This window comes from Shewanella sp. AS16 (genome assembly GCF_021412365.1).
GTDB lineage: Bacteria > Pseudomonadota > Gammaproteobacteria > Enterobacterales > Shewanellaceae > Shewanella > Shewanella salipaludis.
The window spans coordinates 1-316 of sequence record NZ_JAKCLK010000141.1 but is presented as its reverse complement, the minus strand read 5'-3'; the positions used below and the strand labels follow the sequence as shown (position 1 = coordinate 316).

Below are 316 nucleotides of genomic sequence, written 5' to 3'. Positions count from 1 at the left end.
TACGGAAATGAACGCAGGCTCGGACAGGGCGTGAGTATCTTTACCCACATAGCAAGGGCCAGTGATGCCGTTTTTCGCACGTTCTTCAGCAATTGCCTGAGCGATCGCCAGAATGTGCGGCTCGTTAAAGCTGTGGCGCGCTGCACTGCCACGGTGACCGGAAGTACCGAATTTCACCGCGTGCTCCGCATTCCCTGCTTCTGGTTTCAGTACATAATATTGCGCCGTCAGTTGGGCGACGTTAATCAAATCACTCTGTTGTGCAGGTTGGCCTGCACGATTGTGGATTGCCATTGCTTTGTCCTTTGTCTGCAAC

General features: G+C 53.2%; 1 pseudogene. It reads right to left on the bottom strand.

Annotated features, from left to right (window positions below):
* Positions 1-294 (bottom strand): annotated as a pseudogene (locus tag LZP73_RS19705) (phosphoglucomutase, alpha-D-glucose phosphate-specific); the annotation flags it as partial.
* Positions 295-316: the final 22 nt, after the last annotated feature.